The organism is Roseimicrobium sp. ORNL1 (assembly GCF_011044495.1).
Lineage (GTDB): Bacteria > Verrucomicrobiota > Verrucomicrobiia > Verrucomicrobiales > Verrucomicrobiaceae > Roseimicrobium.
Map to the genome: position 1 here is coordinate 1,287,895 of NZ_CP049143.1, position 15,273 is coordinate 1,303,167.

Annotated in this window: 14 protein-coding genes; 11 read left to right on the forward strand and 3 right to left on the reverse strand. The window is 59.3% G+C overall.

Annotated features, from left to right (window positions below):
• Positions 1-30 precede the first annotated feature (30 nt).
• Complete coding sequence (locus tag G5S37_RS05220; protein ID WP_206026319.1) at positions 31-951, forward strand: ABC transporter substrate-binding protein; 921 nt, start codon at positions 31-33, stop codon at positions 949-951.
• A 282-nt stretch (positions 952-1,233) separates the two neighbouring features.
• Here G5S37_RS05220 and G5S37_RS05225 read toward each other — a convergent pair whose 3' ends face one another.
• A complete protein-coding gene (locus tag G5S37_RS05225) occupies positions 1,234-2,190 on the reverse strand; it encodes a LysR family transcriptional regulator (RefSeq protein ID WP_165201526.1) in 957 nt (318 codons plus the stop codon).
• A gap of 386 nt (positions 2,191-2,576) precedes the next feature.
• Between G5S37_RS05225 and urtA the strand changes: the two genes are divergently transcribed.
• From urtA to G5S37_RS05260, 7 genes are all read left to right on the forward strand, one after another.
• Positions 2,577-3,764, forward strand: coding sequence for an urea ABC transporter substrate-binding protein (gene urtA, locus G5S37_RS05230; protein ID WP_165201527.1), 1,188 nt, complete (start codon positions 2,577-2,579; stop codon positions 3,762-3,764).
• 216 nt (positions 3,765-3,980) lie between these two features.
• Positions 3,981-4,904, forward strand: coding sequence for an urea ABC transporter permease subunit UrtB (gene urtB, locus G5S37_RS05235; RefSeq protein ID WP_165201528.1), 924 nt, complete (start codon positions 3,981-3,983; stop codon positions 4,902-4,904).
• A gap of 53 nt (positions 4,905-4,957) precedes the next feature.
• Positions 4,958-6,151 carry an urea ABC transporter permease subunit UrtC gene (gene urtC, locus G5S37_RS05240; protein WP_165201529.1) on the forward strand — a complete coding sequence of 398 codons (1,194 nt, stop codon included), beginning with the start codon at positions 4,958-4,960 and terminating at the stop codon, positions 6,149-6,151.
• Between the two features lie 12 nt (positions 6,152-6,163).
• Positions 6,164-6,907, forward strand: coding sequence for an urea ABC transporter ATP-binding protein UrtD (gene urtD / locus G5S37_RS05245; RefSeq protein WP_165211382.1), 744 nt, complete (start codon positions 6,164-6,166; stop codon positions 6,905-6,907).
• Between the two features lie 31 nt (positions 6,908-6,938).
• Complete coding sequence (urtE, locus tag G5S37_RS05250) at positions 6,939-7,628, forward strand: urea ABC transporter ATP-binding subunit UrtE (protein ID WP_165201530.1); 690 nt, start codon at positions 6,939-6,941, stop codon at positions 7,626-7,628.
• 87 nt (positions 7,629-7,715) lie between these two features.
• Entirely contained in the window at positions 7,716-8,936 is a 1,221-nt protein-coding gene (fmdA, locus tag G5S37_RS05255; RefSeq protein ID WP_165201531.1) for a formamidase, read from the forward strand.
• Between the two features lie 97 nt (positions 8,937-9,033).
• Positions 9,034-9,429 (forward strand): zinc ribbon domain-containing protein, encoded by a 396-nt coding sequence (locus G5S37_RS05260; protein ID WP_165201532.1) that lies wholly within the window; start codon positions 9,034-9,036, stop codon positions 9,427-9,429.
• 324 nt (positions 9,430-9,753) lie between these two features.
• On the opposite strand, the gene G5S37_RS05265 is transcribed toward G5S37_RS05260, so the two are convergent.
• Together G5S37_RS05265 and G5S37_RS05270 are read right to left on the reverse strand one after the other, a co-directional pair.
• A complete protein-coding gene (locus G5S37_RS05265; RefSeq protein WP_165201533.1) occupies positions 9,754-10,254 on the reverse strand; it encodes a hypothetical protein in 501 nt (166 codons plus the stop codon).
• Positions 10,255-10,452: 198 nt separating this feature from the next.
• Positions 10,453-11,220, reverse strand: coding sequence for a nuclear transport factor 2 family protein (locus G5S37_RS05270; protein ID WP_165201534.1), 768 nt, complete (start codon positions 11,218-11,220; stop codon positions 10,453-10,455).
• 119 nt (positions 11,221-11,339) lie between these two features.
• Between G5S37_RS05270 and G5S37_RS05275 the strand changes: the two genes are divergently transcribed.
• From G5S37_RS05275 to G5S37_RS32215, 3 genes are all read left to right on the forward strand, one after another.
• A complete protein-coding gene (locus tag G5S37_RS05275; protein WP_165201535.1) occupies positions 11,340-12,401 on the forward strand; it encodes an NAD(P)H-dependent glycerol-3-phosphate dehydrogenase in 1,062 nt (353 codons plus the stop codon).
• A 313-nt stretch (positions 12,402-12,714) separates the two neighbouring features.
• Positions 12,715-14,124 carry a MotA/TolQ/ExbB proton channel family protein gene (locus G5S37_RS05280; protein ID WP_165201536.1) on the forward strand — a complete coding sequence of 470 codons (1,410 nt, stop codon included), beginning with the start codon at positions 12,715-12,717 and terminating at the stop codon, positions 14,122-14,124.
• 85 nt (positions 14,125-14,209) lie between these two features.
• Positions 14,210-15,262, forward strand: a complete 1,053-nt coding sequence (locus G5S37_RS32215) for a hypothetical protein (RefSeq protein WP_206026320.1) — start codon at positions 14,210-14,212, stop codon at positions 15,260-15,262.
• The last annotated feature ends 11 nt before the right edge of the window (positions 15,263-15,273 follow it).

Sequence of the window (15,273 nt, forward strand, 5' to 3'; positions counted from 1 at the left end):
TTCAAAAACATCACCGAACCCCCCATTCGCGTGCCCCCCATTCTTTCCACTGGATTCGTCCCATCCCTCGAAGCCATGCCGCTGCTTGCCCACACGAAGGGCAACGAGGCCTGGCGCATGCTGCCGTGTCCCAGTTACGGACGCATCATCCGCCAGCTGCTCACGGGAGAGCTGGCTGCTGGCCTGCTGCCTTGGGAACTGGGCATCACGGAGCTTGTGAACAAGCCAGCGCAGAAGGGCGTGTGGAGTGTGCCCATGGTGCTGCACGCCTGTCCCACAGAGCTGGTGCTCACGAGCAAGGCTGCAAAGCTGGCACAGCCCCCGAAGGCGGCAAACAAGAAGGGAGAAACCAAGCGCCTGGTGTTTGGCATCGAGGGACGATGCTCCCTCACGCGCTACCAGATTCTCACGTGGCAGCTTCATGTGGCGAAGAAACATCTGGACCCTCCCGCCTTCAAGGTGCTGCCCATGGAACTCATGCGCAAGGGGCTCGAAGCGGGCACGCTGGATGGCATGGTGGCACCTACTCCCTGGGGCATGCAGGCGCAGGTGGAGGGGAATGGGAAACTTGATCCACGATTTGAGCCCGGGAAGTATGCCCAGCAGTTGGTTATCTTCTGCAGAAGGGAACTCGTGGCCGAACACGAGGAAGAGTTCGCCTTGCTGCCACTCGCGCTGGCTGGCATGCACAAGCGCTTGGAGGATGATGCGGAATTCCTGAAGGTCGCGGATCAAATGGCACGCATGGGTGCGCCGCGCTGTGATGCTTCTGTCTTGCTGCAAGCAGCGAAGCGTCATCTCGCGGGAGTAGAACAAAAGGATTTTCAACCCGACAAGGAGTGGCTCGCGACAGAATTGCAACTCCTCGCCGAACGCGTGCCGCTGGGCGAGGGTGTGTTCAATGCCGAGGAACTCGGGGCTGCATTGGCGCCGCAATGTTTGGCAGCCTGAGTCACCGTCGTGACAAACCCACCCATGATGTCGCAGTATGTCCAAGGAGTGGGGGCATTCCTGCCCCCATTTGCGTTGCAAGTCTCCTGACTCCATTCGCCATGCAATCTCGCGCCTACGACAGGTGCGCGCACCTCTCCCAACAGCACGTTGTTGCTTCGTTGCTCTGTTGCTTTGCGGTTCATCTCAATTGGTGATGCCGTATTCCGCCGGCATGTCGCATCTCCATGGGGGCAGGAATGCCCCCACTCCTTGGGCATGCTGCGACGCCAAATACCAGCCTCACGCTCCCGCGCCCCCCTCATCCCCCTCCTGCGCCACCATTGCCACGAGACTCACAAACACCTCCGCCGCCCAGCTCAGCTCCACGCGGCCAGACCAATGAATGGCGCATGACCACTGCGCGCTCACGCCCGCGCTGCTCAGCGGCATGAGATGTCCCTGGCTGACTGCCTTCGCTGCAAGACGCAATGGCAGCAGCGCCACGGCCTGGCCCACGCGAGCCAGTTCGCGCGCACTCTCCACACTTGGCATTTGCCAGACACGTGTCTTTCCAAAATCACCACTGAAGAGCCGCTCCTTTGCCAGCTTCACCAGCGCTCCGTTGGCCAGCGCGAGCGGGTGATGCTCCAGCATGCTCAGTTCAAACGGCGCCTTCCGCGCGAGAGAATGGAAGGGCGCGACATAGAGCGAGAGCGGCTCATGAAAGAGATCTCGCCGCACCACATCGCGACCCGGTCGAGCATGATATGAGATCAGCAGATCGAGTTCACCGGCGAGCAGTGCTTCCACGGCACTGTCATCATCCGTGTCTCCCGGCACGATTTCGAAGAGCGCGAGAGGAAAGCACTCCATGAAATCAGGCAGCACCTTGGGCAGCATGGAAGAGGCAAAGCACTCCGGCATCATCACGCGCAGGGAACGTGGGTTCCCCTGGATGGTGGTCACTTCCTGACGCAGGCGCGCCATGCGTGTAAGCAGCTCTTCCGCGAGTGGCATGAGACGGATGCCAGCACGCGTAAGCGTGACGCGAGGGCCGTGACGCTTGAAGAGATTGCAATCAAACTCTTCCTCCAGCGCCTTGATGGCATGACTCACGGCAGAGGGCGTGAGACTCAACCGCTCTGCAGCCGCCGCGAAGCTGGAAGTCTGCGCTGCCGCGAGAAACATCTGCAGCCGCCGTGAATCGATGGCTCCGGGCTCAGTTTGAATCAAAGTCGTGTTCGCGGGAGTGATCATGAATCCGAAAATTCATCTTGAATTCGCAACTCGCGCGGAACGGACAGGACGTGGGGGACACATGCTGAAACAGGACAAAGCATGATCCATTCCTGCGATGCACTGGGAATGACGCTATTTCCAGATCACTCACGCCACGGCAAGCGTGGGCAAAAGGCAGGGTGAATTCTTTTCATCATGACCCAGTTCGGCTGGCATACCTGCGGCACGGGCGGTGCTTTAGCTGGTTTCGCAAATCCAAGCGATCCGATCAGCCATGCTGAAAAGAGAGCGGAGAGATGCCGCAGCACACCGAACGAACGGCGCGCTGATGACCACCGCCAACCGTCATCACAGAAACACCAATGAAAAAACGAGCTCCAATATTCAAAAGCAAGCTGCGCACCATGGCCGCGCTGCTTGCCATCACAGGGCTTACAGCCCAGGCCAAGCCACCCACCTCTGAAGTGAATACCACCGGCCTCGCGGTGACGGATGATACGGTGACGGTTGGTCAGCTCCACTCTGCCACGGGAACCATGGCCATCAGCGAGACGGGTTCCATCCAGGCGGAGCAGCTCGCGATTGACCAGATCAATGCTGCTGGTGGCGTGTTGGGTAGACAGATCAAGGTCATCAAGGAGGACGGCGCCAGTGACTGGCCCACCTTCGCTGAAAAGGCGAAGAAGCTCCTCGTGAGTGACAAGGTCGGTACCGTCTTCGGCTGCTGGACATCCGCATCACGCAAGGCCGTGCTGCCCGTCTTCGAGAAGGAGAACGGCATGCTCTACTACCCGACCTTCTATGAAGGCCTGGAGCAGTCCAAGAACGTGATCTACACCGGGCAGGAAGCCACGCAGCAGATCCTTGCCGGTCTCGACTGGATCGTGAAGGAGAAGAAGGCCAAGACCTTCTACCTCATCGGCTCGGACTACATCTGGCCGCGTACCTCTGCGAAGATTGCCCGCAAGCACATTGAGAATGTGATCAAGGGCACCGTCGTGGGTGAGGAATACTACGCGCTCGGTCACACGCAGTTCGGCTCCCTGATCAACAAGATCAAGCTCAAGAAGCCGGACGTGATCTACGCCATCGTCGTGGGTGGCTCGAACGTGTCCTTCTACAAGCAGCTCAAGGCCGCGGGCATCACCAGCGCCAAGCAGACACTCCTCACCATCTCGGTGACTGAGGACGAAGTGCTCGGCATCGGCGGTGAAAACCTCGTCGGCTTCTACTCTGCTATGAAGTACTTCCAGAGCCTCGACAACGATAACAACAAGACCTTCGTGAAGGCCTTCAAGGAGAAGTACGGCGCCAACAGCGTGATCGGTGACGTGACGCAGGCGGGCTACCTCGGACCCTGGCTGTGGAAGGCCGCGGTGGAGAAGGCCAACAGCTTCGACATCGACAAGATTGCAGCCGCCTCACCAGACCTTGAGCTCAAGACGGCTCCTGAAGGTTACGTGAAGGTCCACCCCAACCACCACCTGTGGAGCAAGCTCCGCATCGGCCAGTGGCAGGATGATGGCCAGGCGAAGGTTCTCTACGAATCCGAGCTCATTGAGCCCGATCCGTTCCCCAAGGGTTATCAATAAACCCATCTGACAATTTCCCCCTACCACTCCCGCGACGTGGCCAACCGGCGATGTGCCGCGCTCGCGGGAGGGGCGGGAGGACCCGGACACAAACACTGGGTCCTCCATTCTCCAGACAAGTAGACAGAGAGCTCTGCAGTTTCAGCTTCCCGCACCTCATCAACACTTCGACCGCTTCGGTCCCACTCACACCCGCCACCCACACCCCCACCAGTCATGGAATATAGTTGGGAAGACCTACAAAACATTTTCCTCATGCAGGGCTTCGCAGGCATCAGCCTGTTCAGCGTGCTGCTCCTCATGGGCCTCGGCCTGGCTGTGATCTTCGGCCAGATGGGCGTCATCAATATGGCACACGGCGAGTTCATGGCGCTCGGTGCCTACACCGTGTACCTCTGCTCCACGCTCACACACGAGTACGCTCCTTCCTTCGGTCCCTACTATTTCGTTGCTGCCATCTTCATCGCCTTCTTCATCTGCGCCATCGTGGGCGCATTGGTCGAGTGGGGCTTGATACGACATCTCTATCATCGACCTCTTGATACCTTGCTCGCTACCTGGGGCCTGAGCCTCATCATGCAGCAGGGATTCCGCTCCATCTTCGGAGCGCGTGAAGTGACTCCCACATTGCCTGAGTGGCTCATGGGTTCCTACTCACCGAAAGAAGGTCTCGATATTCCCATCAACGGCATGTTCGTGCTGGGGCTCGCCATTGCAGTCTCCATGGGACTGTTGCTCTTCATGTTCAAGTCCTCCTTCGGTCTGCGCCTCCGAGCAACGGTGCAGAATCGCAAGATGAGCGCTGCCGTCGGCATCAATACCGAGCGTGTGGACCGTCTCGCATTTGCACTCGGTTGCGGTATTGCAGGCATCGCAGGTGCGGCCTTCACCACCATCGGCTCCACCGGTCCGGACAGCGGCAGCCGCTACATTGTGGATGCCTTCCTCGTGGTCGTCTTCGGTGGTGCCGCCAGCCTCATGGGCTCGCTTGCCTCTGCCTTTGGCATCGCCCAGGCGCAGTCGATTCTCGAGTTCTTCCTGGAGGGCACGAAGGGCAAGGTCGCCACGCTGCTGGTCATCGTCATCGCGCTGATGTTCCGTCCGCAGGGTCTCTTCCCAAGCAAGGTCCGCGCACACTGAGTGTCATCTCATCAATCAACGCTGATTCACCTCACCCCCCCCCATCTGATGCCATGACTGCTGCGTTTCGAACCCTGTTTAAAAATCGAGGAGAGGCCGTTGCCTTCGCGCTCTTTGCGGCCCTCATTTTGGTTGTCCTTCCGCTGGTGCTTCCCATCTTCCGCCTGAACCTGGTCGGCAAGTACCTGACCTTTGGCTTCGTCGCCATCGGCCTCGTCCTGCTGTGGGGCCGCTGCGGGATTCTGAGCCTGGGCCAGGGCGTATTCTTCGGTCTCGGAGGATACGCCATGGCCATGTTCCTGAAGCTGGAGGCGTCTGACCCGCAGAGCACGGCGATTCAGAGCACGCCGGGCATCCCTGACTTCATGGACTGGAACCAACTCACCGCGCTGCCGTGGTTCTGGGAGCCCTTCAAGAGTTTTACCTTCACCACCTTTGCGGTCTTCCTGCTGCCAGGCATCATCGCCTTCGTCATCGGCTGGGCCATGTTCCGCAGAAGGGTGGGGGGCGTGTACTTCGCCATCATCACCCAGGCCATCGCGCTCATTATGTCGCTCGGCATTGATGGAAACCAGGGCTACACCGGGGGAAGAAACGGCATCACGGACTTGAGGACGCTGATGGGCTGGGACATCCGGTCCACGGGCGCGCAGTACACCCTCTACTTCGTCTGCGTGGCGCTGCTTATCCTCGCCGCACTCTTCGCCAAGTACATCATCAACACCCGCACAGGTCGTGTGCTCATGGCCATTCGCGACCGTGAGGAGCGTGTGCGCTTCTCGGGATACAACGTAGCCATCTTCCGCACGTTCGTATTCACGATTGCGGCCATGCTCGCCGGCTTGGGCGGTGCGCTCTTCGTCCTGCAGGTGGGCTTCATGTCCCCCTCCATCATCGGCATCGTGCCTTCGATTGAGATGGTCATCTTCACCGCGGTGGGCGGCAGGCTTTCCGTGATTGGCGCCATCCTCGGGTGCTTGATTGTGAACTTCGGCAAGACGGCCTTCTCGGAGGCTTATCCCGATGCCTGGCTCTACCTCATGGGTGGCACCTTCATCGCGGTAGTGATGTTCTTCCCGGATGGACTGGCGGGCATTCTCGACAAGTCCAAAGGGGCCAAGGAAAAGCTCATCGCACTCGGTGGCAAGACCGCCGGACTCATCCGCGGTCTGAAAGCGAAGACTACTCCCGCCACCGCTGGCGCTGCTCCTGCAGTCACCACTGACATCCCCAACCGCGCAGATTGATTTACCCCTATGATGCCGAACGAAAACTTTGTGCTGGAGGTGGAAGACCTCGGCGTGTCCTTCGATGGATTCAAGGCGGTGGATGGGTTCAACTTCTACCTGAACCGCAACTCTGTACACGTCATCATCGGCCCGAACGGTGCCGGCAAGACCACAGTGCTGGATCTCATCTGTGGCAAGACGAGAGCCACCTCGGGCAGCGTGAAGTTCAAGGACAAGAACATCCGCGGCAACCGTGAGTACCGCATCGTGCGCCAGGGTATCGGGAGAAAATTCCAGACACCCTCCATCTACGAAAATCTCACCGTGTTGGAGAATCTGGAACTCTCCCACCCGAAGGGGCGAGGCATCTTCAGTTGCCTCTTCTACCGGCGCAAACCGGAGATCATGCAGGTGTGCCTGGATGTCGCGAAGGAAATTGGTCTGGATGACAAGCTGGATACGGAGGGCGGCATTCTCAGCCACGGGCAGAAGCAATGGCTGGAGATTGGCATGCTGCTCATGCAGAACCCGGAGATCATCATGCTGGATGAACCGGTGGCCGGCATGAGTGTGAAGGAACGCGAGGCCACCTCCAGGCTCATCCGCAAAATCTGCCAGAACCGCTCGGTCATCGTCATCGAGCATGACATGGAGTTCGTGAAGGAAATCGCCGACCGCGTCACGGTCATGCACATGGGCAAGGTCCTCTCCGAGGGCTCCATGGAGACCGTGCAGAACGACCCGAAGGTCATCGAGGTCTACATCGGCCACTGACACATCATCTTATCCTATAAACCATCCCATCATGTTTGATGTCAAAAATCTCAAGGTAGCCTACGGGCAGAGCGTGGTGATTCCGGATTTGAGCTTTAGCGCCGCTGAAAGCGAAATCTTGGGCATCGTGGGACGCAACGGCATGGGGAAGACGACGCTTTTCCGCAGCCTCATCGGCATGATTCCCACGGCGGATGGCTCGGTCTCCATCAAGGGCAAAGAAATCACCCACAAGCCCTCCTACAAGCGCGTGTCCGAGGGAGTGGCCTTCGTGCCGCAGGGCCGCATGATCTTCCCCTACCTCTCGGTGTATGAGAATCTCATCTCCGGGGTGAAGGGCAGCGTGAGTGAGGAGGCGGTGAATGAAATCTACTCCCTCTTCCCCGTGCTGCGCGACATGAAGAACCGCAAGGGCGGCAACCTCTCCGGCGGCCAGCAGCAGCAGCTCGCCATCGGTCGCGCGCTGATGACGAATCCCAGTGTGCTGCTCCTCGATGAGCCGACCGAGGGTATCCAGCCCTCCATCATCAAGGACATCTCCCGCAGCCTGCGCGAGATCCGCGACATGAAGAAGCTCACCATCATCGTGAGCGAGCAGGTGCTCTCCTTCGTCCTCGATACCTGCGACCGCATCGCGGTGATCGACAAGGGCAAGCTCATTCGCGAGGACAAACGCGACGCCGTCGATGCCGCCAAGATCAAGGCCATGCTCGCGGTGTGATGAGGGCAGTGATGCCTCATCCCAGGACTCGTCTGGGCGCCGCCATCCCAATTTGCCAAACCAAAAACCACAACGTCTGCACACGCTATGAAAACACTGATCAAAGTTGACCTCAACGCTTCTCCCGAATCCCAGGAATACCTTCACAACCGCTGGCACCCGGATATTCCCATGGTCGCCACCGTCAAGCCTGGCGACGAGTTCCGGGTTGAATGCATTGACTGGACGGGCAGCCAGATTCTGAACGACGACAACGCCAAGGACGTGGAGGTCGTCGACCTTTCCAAGGTACACTATCTCAGCGGCCCAATCGGTGTGGAAGGCGCGGAGCCCGGAGACCTTCTCGTGGTGGATATCCTGGACGTGGGTGTCCTCGAAGAATCCGCGTGGGGCTTCACCGGCATTTTCGCCAAGACCAATGGTGGTGGCTTCCTCACGGAGCACTATCCAGATGCGCGCAAGGCGTGCTGGGATTTCCACGGCATCTACACCTCCTCCCGCCACATTCCCAAGGTGGAATTCGCCGGCGTCATGCACCCTGGTCTCATCGGCTGCCTTCCTTCCAAGGAGATGCTTGAGACGTGGAACACTCGTGAAAAGGAACTCTACGACACCAACCCGGATCGCGTCCCCGCTCTCGCGGCTCTGCCCTACGCTCCCACGGCGCACATGGGCAAGCTGACCGGCGAAGCCAAGGAGAAGGCCGCTGCCGAGGGAGCCCGTACCGTGCCACCCCGTGAACATGGTGGTAACTGCGACATCAAGAACCTGACAAAGGGTTCCAAGGTGTATTTCCCTGTCTATGTGAAGGATGGCGGACTCTCCATGGGGGACATCCATTTCAGCCAGGGCGATGGTGAAATCACCTTCTGCGGCGCCATTGAAATGGCTGGTTACCTCGACCTGCGCGTCAGCCTCATCAAGGGCGGCGTGGCGAAGTATGGCATCGTGAATCCCATCTTCGAACCGAGCCCGCTCTCCCCTGAGTACAAGCGCCACCTCATCTTCGAAGGCATCTCCGTGGATGAGACCGGCAAGCAGCACTACCTGGATCCGCATGTCTCGTACCGCATGGCGTGTCTCAACGCCATCGAGTACATGAAGAAGTTCGGCTACACGGGTGAGCAGGCTTATGCCATCCTTGGCACCGCTCCGGTAGAGGGACGAATCAGCGGCATTGTGGATATCCCGAACGCCTGCGCCACGCTTTGGCTGCCGACGGAGATCTTCGACTTCGACATCCGGCCCAATGCCGATGGACCCACCATCAAGGTGGAGCCCGGCACGGACCTCGCCGTGGTTTCATAAAACAACCCCACTCCCATCACTCCCGAGAGCTCCAGAGTCCAATCCTCGGAGCTCCTCGTGGAGGGGGCAGAACCTTCAACGTCCATCTTCCTTCCTCATGCCTGTTTACAATTATTCCTGCGAGGACTGCGGTGCCTTCGAACTTTTCCGCAGCATTGAAGAGCGCAATCACGCCGCGACGTGTCCTGTATGCAGTGGACTCGCGGAGCGCTTCATCGTCGCGCCGAATCTCGCGCTCATGAATCGCAACGTCCGATTCGCCCACACCACCAACGAGCGCAGCCGCCATGAGCCCCGCTTCAGCACCGGCGGCCCCGCTGCGATGGAGGCGGAGATGTCTCCCAAACGCCGACGCGGACACACCTGCAGCAGTGGCTGCAATCACGGCCCCGCCGGCTCTAAAGGTGTGCGGCAGAAACGCTACGTGGAAACCAAGCTCGGCAAGCTCCAGGCGCAGAAGCAAAGCGCGCGGCCTTGGATGCTGGGGCACTAAGGGAGGAGCATTTTGGTCAAGGCATCATGTGACCGAGAGAGGGGCAGGCAACGCCAGTCCTCAACGAGGCATTAGACAAGGGATGCATTGGCGTCAGGTTGAGGATGCGGAAGTGGTGCCGAGGGCCTTGGACTGCGCGCAGCCCTGCCGCCGCTTTCCCTCAGTGCAGCCTGCTGCACGCCTCACCGCGACGAAGTAGCCAAGCTCTTCTGGACACGTCACCCTATGAGCGGGTGTCACCATCGCCACAGCAGGCTGTGGACTCTGGAAAGCGGCAGCAGGGCTGCGCGCAGTCCAAGGACGCTGCGCGTCACAGCATCCGGATCATTCGTGTGCATTCCCCTCCTGCTCCACCACCACCACCCGCGCAGGCAGCACCTCATTGCTATAGACCTTCTCCGTTTTCTTCCCAAATCGATTCCAAAAGAACACGCCAGAGGTGTTTTCACTCACCCACTTCCCATCCTCGAAATTCTCAAGAGTCCACTTGTAAGGCGTCTCGTTGGAAAGCCTCTCCCGGATGCGCATGGAGGGACTGAGCAAGTCTCGCAGCAGGCCCAGCATGCTGGCCACGAACTCGGTCTTCGGATCCTCGCTCAGGCAGTGGCCGTGCCAGCCCTCGCCACGGAAGGTGATCTCGTCCGTATCAATCTGGATCATGATATCAAAACCGGCATCACCCTTTCCTGCGATTTCGAGGATCGCATGATCCTCATCACCATCAATCGACCATGTGTGCTGGATCTCCGGGTGCCCGGCAAGGAACCTCCTGGCCTGCGAAACAAAGAGGCGGCATAGCTCGGCGTCGCGTTCATGTTCGGTCACCGCATTACCTTGGAGGGTGTGCGGCCTCCGGCAATTGCCGCTTTATTCACTGTGTGCATTCCATTCATGCAATTCGCCGGCTGCCGATGGTTGCGTTTTAAGAATAGCTTTGCTGCACTCGCCATCTGAAGCACGGTCTTATGCCGACAATCTCATCTCGCAGTCGCAATGAGTTGTCAGCTGTTCATTGAATAAGCATTAACTAACCTTCAGATTCGTGGAAGCCATCCCCGTCACCATGTTGAAGGGGACTGACGCGTGTGAGTGAGTGACTTTCCACACGCCGTCCAGCTTCTGGAAACCCAGCGTGGATCTCCACGTCATGTCGATTTCTTCTCCGTCGTCTTTCTTTGTGCCGATCACATGGTTCAGGCAGTGGCAGAAGGCAACCTCGTCATCAATGGTGATGTCCACGTCTTTGAGTTCGTATTGAATCGGTCCCTCAAATGAAGAGAGCCACTGAGCCGCGCGCTCACCGACTTCTTTGGAAGACACATATCGGAGAGGTTCCAGGACGTCGAACACGATCATGTCCTCCGCATAGTCCTTGAGCAAGGCCTGGGCGTCCCTGGCGCGGATGGCTTCGATGGTGCCATCAAGAATGGCCTGGATGGCCTCTTCGTTTACTTCGCTCGCTATATCGCTGCCGAAGTACACATCCACATGACGCACCTTGCCAGCGTGAGTTTTGAAGAATTCGGTGTTGCGAAAGGCACTGCCGTCAGCTCGCTCGCAGCGATAGGTTACAAAACCTTCGTCGCCATCGGTGAAGAGCTTTTCGATGAGAAAGTTCTGATGCTCAGTTCCATTCGGCCAGCAGCGCTCCATGTACGCCGCCTTGTCGATATTGTCATCAAGAGGGCTGCTGAAGGTGAAATCATCCGCGAGCAGGCTTTCGAAGGCCTTGCGGTCCCGTGATTGGTAGGCGCCATAGCAGGCGTGGATGAGGGTGGCGGTGTCGTTCATGGCGGTCTCCCTTTACTTTCAATCGCCTGTGGGGGAGGGGAGTGGAGAGAATTCGCCGACTGCCGGTGGTGGCGTTTTTGGGAGGGCTTTGCTACACTCGCTGTCTGAAGCATTGCCTCATGCCCACCAGCACCTCACCGTCTTCCTCTTCTTTTTCTTCCGAAAGTGTCCCTCCACTCAAGTCCGCCCTCGTTCTGGGCGCGGGGAGCTGGGGCACGGCATTGGCAGATATGCTCGCGCGTCGTGGGCTCGACGTTGTCTTCTGGGGCCGCGATGAAGCGCTGATGAGTGGCATGGCCAGCACGCGGCACAATGAGCGCTACCTGCCGGAATTGGAAATTCACGAGCGTGTCGTGCCCACGCATGATTTCGCCGTGCTCAAGGAGGCTCAGTTTGATCTCGTAGTCTTCGTAGTGCCTTCCAAGGGCTTGCGCGCCGTGTCCGCACAGCTTCACGACGCAGGCGTGTTTCACGGAAACGAACTCCTCCTTTCTTGCACGAAGGGCATTGAAATGAGCACGGGCAAGACCATGTCCGGCGTGTTGGGGGATGTTTTTCCCCAGCATCGGCATGCGGCACTCTCCGGACCGAATCACGCCGAGGAAATCTCCCGCCAGATGCCGAGTGCCGGTGTCGTGGCGTGTGATGACGCCGCCTCCGGGCTGGCTCTACAGGGCTGCTTCACGCTCCCGTGGTTCCGCTGCTACACGAGTGAGGATGTGTTGGGCGTCGAATGGGCCGGTGCGATGAAAAACGTCTATGCCATCGCTGCAGGCATCGCGCGCGGGTTGAACTTGGGGGACAACGCCATCGCCGCGCTCGTCACACGTGGCCTCGCTGAAATGGTGCGTCTGGGTGTCGCGCGCGGGGGGCAGGTGGAGACCTTTTACGGTCTCAGTGGGGTGGGGGATCTGGTGGCCACCTGTTACTCCGAACACAGCCGCAACAACCGCGTGGGCAAGCTTCTCGGCCAGGGCATGCCCCTTCCTGAAATCATCGCCAGCACCCGCATGGTCGCTGAGGGTGTGCCTAATACAGAGAGCCTGTGGCACTCCGCCCGTGAGGCCGGCGTGCGCACCCCGCTGATGGATGCTGTCTATGGCGTGCTCTACGAGAACAAGCCGCCCAAACGCGCCTTGCAGGAGCTTCTTGGCCGCGACCCGCGACCGGAGAACGACTGAATCAAGCCAGCAGCGCCGTACGGAAGAACGAGGGTGCGCATGACATCCGAATTTCCCTTCGGAACTCGACGTCCATTTTCATGAGGCGCATTTTGCGCTCTTACCACCATGGAGGCGCGCTCAAAAAATGCCCGGGTGTGCCAGAAAGATGACCCAAATGAATGTTTTTCTTAAAAAATCAAAGAAAACGGGTTGAGTGCCGTGAAGCGGGGGTGTTACCCTACACGCCCTCCTCACCCGGAGTCCCCCCACCCCCTCGTGAAATCTTAAACCAAGGAGAACGCCTGTGAAGTTCAAGTGCCCAACGTGCGGAATGAGTCTGAAAGCAGAGCCAGAAATGGCGGGCAAGGTTGTCCGCTGCCCTGGCTGCAACACCAAGCTCCAGATTCCGGAGAGCGCGGCGGCGACTACGCCTTCCAGCGCCGTGGGTGGTGCACCGAGCGCTCCCGCTGCCGGTGGCCTTCCACTTCCTGATGCCGCTGGTGGCCTGCCGCCCAGCAGCAGCAGCGCTCCTCAGGAGCAATTGAGTTTCCAGCAAGAGAAGCCCCAGCGCACTGGCTGGAAGGAGACGGACCCCACGAACCCCAATGGCTTCGTCACCTTCGGCATCGGTCTCGTGCTCACGCTTACTTGGTTCGGTATCGTGTTCCCCTTCCAGGCTGAGGCCGGCAAGGACATGTCCAAGTTCACCTCCATGGAGTTCGTGGCGAACGTGTTCTACAAGCACCTTGAGGTCAGCTTCATCAATACGCTCTTCTTCTTCTGGGCGATGGCCATCTTGTACCTCAAGTTCCAGAAGCTGCGCCACCAGCGCGAGGCGCTCCTGCTGGACGTGCTGCCCCAAGAACTGGGCCAGCAGATCAATTCCCAGAACGTGGGCACCTTCATCGACCACGTGTACAACCTTCCCCACCGCCTGCGGGACAGCCTCATGGTGAACCGCATTCGCAAGGCGCTCGAGCTCTTCGAAGTGAAGACCTCCACTTCCGAGGTGAGCAACATGATGACCAGCCAGTCTGGCATCGATGCCGCGCGCATCGGGGGCAGCTACATCATGACCCGTGCGTTCCTCTGGGCCATTCCGCTCATGGGCTTCATCGGAACGGTTATCGGTCTTTCTCACGCCATCTCGGGCATGAGCTTCCGTGACATGGGCAACGTGGACGCCATCATCAACTCTCTCGGTGCGGTGACGAGCGGCCTGGGTACCGCGTTCGACGCGACGCTCCTCGGTCTTATCTTCGCCGTTGTTCTCAACTTCCCCATGAACTCGCTGGCGAAGGCGGAAGACGAAACGCTGAACGAGATCGACGCCTTCTGCAACGAAGTGCTCCTGCCGCGTCTGCATGACGGTGCTGGCGCCGCCAACGGCGACATCGGCGCCATCGCGGACTCCGTCATCAAGGGCCTGTCCACCACCCAGCGAGAGTTCCTCACGGACCTGAACGAGCTCTCCAAGCGTATGAATGAGTACGCCACCAATCTGGACCGTCGCTCGGACGCCTTCCAGGCCGTGGTGCAGAAGGAATTCATCAACAACATGACCACGATGCGTGGAGAAGTGGAGGGTGCGCTGCGCGACTCCATGAAGATGACCTCGCAGTACATCGCGGCGCTGGAGACCGGCATCCGCGGCCTGAATACCGTGCTCAAGGAGCTCGGCGAAAAGCAGATCATCATCCAGCAGACCAAGAAAAAGGGCTGGTTCAGCCGCGGAGAGTAACTCTGGACCGCCTGCGCCGGGATGGGCTTGCCTTCCCTCCCGGCGGTGAAGTACACTTGCCCCGTCCCCGCCCCCGTCTTCTTCCATGTCCCGCTCCCGCCACAAGAGAACTGACGAGCTTCTCCTGATTCCGTTCCTGGACATTCTGTGTTCCTTGATCGGGATTCTGGTGCTGATCATCGTCGTCCTTTGCGTGGCCCAGTCCCAGCAGACCAACGGCCGTACCCCGGAGGAAATCGAGCGCTCCAAACAGTATGTGGAGGCCCTGAAGAAGGAAAAGGAAGTCCAGAAGGACGATGTGAAGCAGAAGGAGCAGCTCGCCAAGCTGGAGGAAAAGAAGAAGGTGGCTGAGGAAAAATCCCAGCGTCTGGCCAAGCTGCGCAAGCTGCTCTCCACCTCCGCGAACATCCAGGAGATGAACAAGGAGCTCAGCCAGAACCTCATCAAGGAACTGGACAACCTGATTCTCGAAATCGAAGGCCTGACCAAGCAGGACAGCGTGCTGCGGAAGGAAATCGAGACCCTCATGGCCGAACTCAAGGCCCGCCAGGCCCCGCTGGAGAAGAAGCTGCCCCCTGTGATGGTGCAGCCCAGCGGCTCCGGCCTTGCCCAGGGGACCAAGCTTTACTTTGTGGAAGCGACCGGCGGCAAGCTCACCGTCTTTTGGGACCAGGAGAAGAAGAGCGTGCTTACCGCTGCAGATGAAGTCGTCGCTGCCGATGTGGGCTTCAATCACTTCCTCAAGGAGGTCATCAAGATTCCGCAGTCGAAGGTCATCTTCCTCCTGCGTGATGATGGCATGGGCGCCTACAACAAGGCGGCCGGCTGGGCTCAGGCCACCTACGGCTACCGTGTGGACCAGATTGGCAAGTTGTTGCTGCCTGGTCGCGGTGAAGTGGACCTCAAAATGTTCAAGGACTACCTCGGCATCATGCCCCCTCCGCCAGAGGTGAAGCTGGTGCCTGTGGGCGGTACTGCGGCGAAGCCTGCCGCTGCGGCTCCCGCGCCTGCCCCTGCACCCGGAGCTGCACCGGCTGCGGCCCCTGCCGCCAAGCCTGCTCCTGCAGGCACTCCGGCTCCTCCTGCGGCTCCCACTCCTCCCCCCGCGCCAGCGGCTGCTGCTGCTACCAAAGCTTAGCCCAAGTTACC